The following is a 4,296-nucleotide window of genomic DNA, read 5'->3' on the forward strand; positions in this document are numbered from 1 at the left end:
GCCGTGTAGAGGGGGAGGCGGGGGTCGACGGGCTGCTCGGGCCAGGTGCCGCGGACCCAGGCGTGATCGGGGTGGTCGCAGATCAGCCAGGAGCGGTCGTCCTCGGGACCCGCCATGACGTTGAGGTAGTACATGTGGTGACCGGGCACCGCCATCGAGGGCCCGTGCCAGCCGTCCGGGATCAACACGACGTCCCCGCCCCGGACTTCGGCCAGGACGTCCGTGTTACGGCCCTGTCCGGACGGGGAGACGCGCTGGTAGCCGAGACCGGGAGTGCCCTCGTGGTCGGCGAACTCGAAGTAGTAGACCTCTTCGAGGACGGACTCCTCACCGGGCCGGTGCTCGTCGTGCTTGTGCGGCGGGAAGGACGACCAGTTCCCGCCGGGCGTGATCACCTCCACGGCGATGAGCTTGTCGCACTCGAAGACGCCGGCCGCGCCGAAGTTGTTGACCTGCCGCGAGCTGTTGCCGGTGCCGCGCAGCTCCACCGGCACCGACGAGGCCGGGCCGTAGCGGGCGGGCAGCCGGCGGGTGCAGCGGGCGCCGGTCAGCGCGAAGCGGCCACCGCCGGGCGACGAGATCGTCGTACGGGAATCGCGGGGGACGTACGCGAAGTCGCTCACGGCGGTGAACACGCTCTCGCGGCCGTGGAGTTCGAAGGTGTCGTGGCCGAAGTCGTCGGCGGCGGACACCGTGCAGGCGCCACTGAGCGGGACGACGATCCACTCGCTGTCGTCGGTGTCGAAGCTGTGGGTGCCGCCCGGCGGCAGCTCCAGGACCCGCAGGCTGGAGTAGCCCCAGGCAGCCGACTCGGGGGTGACGTCCACGACGTAGGGGCCGCCGAGGGCCTTGCCTGCGGGAAGGTGGTACGCGCTCGTCATGGTGTGCCTCCGGTTCACAACAGACCTACGGCGGTGTCCACCGCCGTCTCCACGCCGCCGTCGGCGGGGTACAGCAAGGAGCGGCCCACGACCAGGCCCTGGACGGTGGGCAGGCGCAGCGCCTTGCGCCACTTCTCGTACGCGCCCTCCTGGTCGCCCCCGACCTCGCCGCCGAGCAGGACGGCAGGCAGCGTCGAGGTCTCCAGGACCTCGGCCATGTCGTCCGGGTCATCGGTGACGGGCAGTTTCAGCCAGGTGTAGGCGGAGGTGCCGCCCAGGCCCGAGGAGATCGCGATCGAACGGGTCACGGCTTCGGCGGACAGGTCGTTGCGGACCTTGCCGTCGACCCGGCGCGAGATGAACGGCTCTACGAACAGGGGGAGTTGGCGTGCCGCCATGTCGTCGATGGCGCGCGCGGTGGACTCCAGGGTGGTGAGCGAGCCCGGGTCGTCGTAGTCGATGCGGAGCAGCAGCTTGCCCGCGTCGAAGCGGAGGCGGGCGATGTCCTCGGCGCGGTGGCCGGTGAACCGGTCGTCCATCTCGAAGGCGGCGCCGGAGAGGCCGCCGCGGTTCATCGAGCCCATCACGACCTTGCCGTCCAGGACGCCGAGGAGGAGCAGGTCCTCCAGGATGTCGGCGGTGGCCAGCACCCCGTCGACACCCGGCCGGGAGAGTGCGATGCAGAGGCGTTCCAGCAGGTCGGCGCGGTTCGCCATGGCCGTGCGGTGGTCGCCGACGCCCAGGGCGCCGCGGGCCGGGTGGTCGGCGGCCACGATCATGAGGCGGCCGGTGTCGCCCAGCAGCGGGCGGCGGACCCGGCGGGCGGCCGCCTCGGCGATCGCCTCCGGGTGCCGGGCTCTGACCGTGACCAGGTCGGGAATGCTGATGCTCAAGAGAAGCTCCGTTCAGGGGTGGCTGTGGCGGCCACGCGATCAGTCACTCACTCGCGCGCCCACGAGGAGGTCCTCGACCTCGGACTCGGTGGGCATCGCGGTGGAGCAGGCGAGGCGGGAGGCGACGAGGGCGCCGGCCGCGTTGGCGAACCGCATGGACCGTTCCAGGTCCCAGCCGGACAGCAGGCCGTGGCACAGCGAGCCGCCGAACGCGTCGCCCGCGCCGAGGCCGTTGAGCACCTCGACCGGGACCGGCGGCACCTCGGCGGTCGTGCCGTCGCGGTGCACGGCCAGGACGCCCTTGGGGCCCTGCTTGACGACGGCGAGTTCCACGCCCGCGTCGAGCAGTGCCTGGGCGCAGGCGCGGGGCTCGCGGACGCCGGTGGCGATCTCGCACTCGTCGAGGTTGCCTACCGCGACCGTCGTGTGGCGGAGGGCCTCCGCGTAGTACGGGCGGGCCTCCTCCGGGTCCCTCCAGAACATGGGGCGCCAGTCCAGGTCGAAGACCGTGGTGCCCGCCTTGTCGCGTGCCTTGAGGGCGGCGAGCGTGGCGGAGCGGCTCGGCTCCTCGCTCAGTCCGGTGCCGGTGATCCAGAAGACGCGGGCCTGGCGGATCGCGAAGTAGTCCAGTTCGTCGGTGCGGATCTCCAGGTCCGGCGCCTTCGGCTGCCGGTAGAAGTACAGCGGGAAGTCGTCCGGCGGGAAGATCTCGCAGAACGTGACCGGGGTCGGGTACTCCGCGACGGGCGTGACCCAGCGGTCGTCGACCCCGAAGTCCTTGAGGGCCTCGTGCAGATAGGCCCCGAAGGGGTCGTCGCCGGTGCGGGTGATCACCGCGGTGGTCCGGCCGAGCCGGGCGGCCGCGACCGCCACATTGCTCGCGGAACCCCCGAGGAACTTGCCGAACGTCTCCACACGGGCCAGCGGTACGCCAGACTGCAACGGGTAGAGATCGACCCCGATGCGGCCCATGGTGATGAGATCGAAGGACTGGGCTGACTCGGCCATGCGCGACACTCCTCTGAGCTGCTGGGGGGCGGGCGGGTCCCAGGGGCCTGCCGCCTCCCAGGTGTAGGTCTCGGAGGGGCTCCGTGTCAATAGTTTGTACTTACATTCGGACCTGCTTGTGAAATGATGTCTTAACAAAGTATTGACAGCGGACGCGACCGGGGATTTGATTCCGTCCCAGCGCAACAGCCGTGTTTCGCGGCGAACGACCCGGGGTCGACAGGCCCCGAGCCCGGATTTCTGCGATCATGACTCCCTTTCCCCTGAAGCACAGTGAGGTGCAGGAAAGATGGACCGTTCTTCCCACTCCCGTACGCGCAGAATGGCCCCCTTCGTGGCGGTCGCCGCGGCAGCGGCACTGACCCTCGCCGGCTGCTCCAGCAGCTCGGGCGGCAAGAAGTCCACGGAGGACACCTCCGGCGCCTCGGCGGGCAAGGCCAGCACTCCCCGAATGACGGTCGCCCTGGTCACGCACCAGGCGCCCGGCGACACGTTCTGGGACATCGTCCGCAAGGGCGCCCAGGCCGCCGCCGCCAAGGACAACATCAAGCTCATCTACTCGGCCGACCCGAACGCGGGCAACCAGTCGAACCTGGTGCAGAACGCGATCGACCAGAAGGTCGACGGCATCGCGGTCACCCTCGCCAAGCCCGACGCCCTGAAGGACGTCATCGCCAAGGCGAAGACCGCGAACATACCCGTCGTGGGCCTCAACTCCGGTCTCAGCGACTGGAAGAAGCTCGGACTGCTGGAGTTCTTCGGCCAGGACGAGACGGTGGCCGGCGAGGCGCTCGGCAAGCGGCTGAACGCGGAAGGCGCCAAGAAGGCCGTCTGTGTCATCCAGGAGCAGGGCAACATCGGTCTGACGCAGCGCTGCGACGGTGTGAAGAAGACGTTCACCGGCACCACCGAGGTGCTCAACGTCAACGGCACGGACATGCCGTCGGTGAAGTCGACGATCACCGCCAAGCTCACGCAGGACAAGGCCATCGACTACGTCGTCACGCTGGGCGCCCCGTTCGCCATGACGGCCGTGCAGTCGCTGTCCGACGCGGGCAGCAAGGCGAAGGTCGCGACCTTCGACCTGAACAGCACCCTGACGGGCGCCATCAAGAAGGGCACCGTCCAGTTCGCGGTGGACCAGCAGCCGTACCTCCAGGGCTACTTGGCGGTCGACTCCCTGTGGCTCTACAAGAACAACGGCAACTACAGCGGCGGCGGTGAGCAGCCCGTACTGACCGGCCCGGCCTTCGTCGACAAGACCAACGTCGACGCCGTCGCGAAGTACGCCGCCAACGGAACCCGGTGATTGGCATGACCCAGCACGCCGAGCCGGCGGTGACCTCACCGCCGGCCCCCGGCCCGAAGGAATCCGACGGCCGGACCTCTGAACGGCCCCTGGCGCTACGGTTGTTGGCGCGTCCTGAGGTTGGTGTGTTCCTCGGTGCGGCCGCGGTGTACGTGTTCTTCCTGATCGCTGCTCCGCCGGTGCGGGACAGCGCGTCGATGGCGAA

General features: G+C 69.6%; 4 protein-coding genes and 1 pseudogene. 2 read left to right on the forward strand and 3 right to left on the reverse strand.

Features of this window, described 5'->3' with window-relative positions; all coding sequences use genetic code 11:
* From iolB to iolC, 3 genes are all read right to left on the reverse strand, one after another.
* Positions 1-881 (reverse strand): 5-deoxy-glucuronate isomerase (gene iolB / locus AC31A1_RS47555; RefSeq protein ID WP_489659293.1); only part of this gene is annotated, 881 nt, incomplete at its 3' end.
* A gap of 14 nt (positions 882-895) precedes the next feature.
* Positions 896-1,774, reverse strand: coding sequence for a Cgl0159 family (beta/alpha)8-fold protein (locus tag AC31A1_RS47560; RefSeq protein ID WP_489659294.1), 879 nt, complete (start codon positions 1,772-1,774; stop codon positions 896-898).
* A 39-nt stretch (positions 1,775-1,813) separates the two neighbouring features.
* The gene (iolC, locus tag AC31A1_RS47565; protein ID WP_489659295.1) at positions 1,814-2,782 is read right to left on the reverse strand and encodes a 5-dehydro-2-deoxygluconokinase; all 969 of its coding nucleotides are present in this window, start codon (positions 2,780-2,782) and stop codon (positions 1,814-1,816) included.
* A 289-nt stretch (positions 2,783-3,071) separates the two neighbouring features.
* Here iolC and AC31A1_RS47570 point away from each other — a divergent pair, with 289 nt between their 5' ends.
* Both AC31A1_RS47570 and AC31A1_RS47575 read left to right on the forward strand, forming a co-directional pair.
* Complete coding sequence (locus tag AC31A1_RS47570) at positions 3,072-4,091, forward strand: sugar ABC transporter substrate-binding protein (protein ID WP_489659296.1); 1,020 nt, start codon at positions 3,072-3,074, stop codon at positions 4,089-4,091.
* A pseudogene (locus AC31A1_RS47575) lies at positions 4,091-4,296 on the forward strand (ABC transporter permease); the annotation flags it as partial. The gene AC31A1_RS47570 and the pseudogene AC31A1_RS47575, both read left to right, overlap by 1 nt.

Source organism: Streptomyces sp. P5F9 (genome assembly GCF_057961495.1).